The 978-nt window shown below is 73.5% G+C and carries 1 protein-coding gene and 1 pseudogene; one reads left to right on the top strand and one right to left on the bottom strand.

Annotated elements, in window-relative coordinates; translation table 11 throughout:
• Positions 1–614: ATP phosphoribosyltransferase regulatory subunit (locus tag B8460_RS17985; RefSeq protein ID WP_048862997.1), on the bottom strand; the 614-nt coding region annotated here is incomplete at its 3' end.
• 112 nt (positions 615–726) lie between these two features.
• On the opposite strand from B8460_RS17985, the pseudogene B8460_RS17980 reads away from it, so the two are divergent.
• Positions 727–978: pseudogene (locus B8460_RS17980) on the top strand (MBOAT family O-acyltransferase); the annotation flags it as partial.

Raw genomic sequence — 978 nt, 5'->3', positions numbered from 1 at the left:
ATCGCCCGCACCGAGGCCGCGTCCTTGCGGTCCACGGCGCGCGCGAGCGCTGCGCGCGCGGCCGTGCCGAGGCCGGCCGCGTCCAGGATCGCCGGGGCGATGGTCGGCATGGTGAGGTCGAAACTGAGCCGTGTCAGGCCGAGCGCCGCCAGCGCCTCGGCCGCGACGAGGACGATTTCCGCATCCGCGCCGGCGCTGTCGGAGCCGATCAGCTCGATGCCCGTCTGCGCCATCTGCCGGTCGGGATTGAGCTGCGTGCCGCGCACGTGCAGCACCTGCCCCGCATAGGCGAGGCGCAGCGGACGCTGCGCGCCGGCCAGCCGGGTTGTGGCGATGCGCGCGACCTGCGGCGTGGTGTCGGCGCGCAGGCCCATCATGCGCTGGCTGTCGGGGTCCATCAGGCGGAAGGTCTGGTCCGCAACCGCCGTTGCCGCGCCGCCGAGCAGCGTGTCCTCGAACTCCAGCAGCGGCGGCTTGATCCGCTCGTAGCCGTGGGTCGCGAACACTTCCATCAGCCGCTCGACCGCGACCGCCTCGGCCTCGGCCTCCGGCGGCAGCAGATCACGCAGGCCGGCGGGCAGGAGGGCGGGGTTGGTCGGCGACGCATGGCTCATTGCGCGGCGCTGATAGCATCGGCCCCCGCGCGGCGAAAGGCACGACCGCCGCACCGCAGGCTTGCCCGGCCGCCCGAGTCATGCAACTTTTGCGTGTATCGGAGGCGGCGCCATGCTGTTCTGCTCGCAGCCATTCCTCCTGGTCTTTCTACCGGCCTGCCTGCTCGCGGTGCGGGCGGCACGGCGTTGGCCGGGCGGCGTGCTCGCGACCGTGCTGGCGGCCAGCCTGATGTTCTACGCGTGGTGGAACCCGGCGGAGCTGCTGCTGCTCGGCGGCTCGATCGGCGCGAACTACCTGATCGGACAGCGTATCCTGGCCGCCGCGCGCGACGGGCGGGCGCGGCGCGCGGGCTGGCTGCTGGCC

It is taken from the genome of Acidisphaera rubrifaciens HS-AP3, assembly GCF_000964365.1.
Lineage (GTDB): Bacteria > Pseudomonadota > Alphaproteobacteria > Acetobacterales > Acetobacteraceae > Acidisphaera > Acidisphaera rubrifaciens.
Note: the sequence above shows the minus strand (reverse complement) of the source record. Positions and strands in the feature narration are given on the sequence as shown.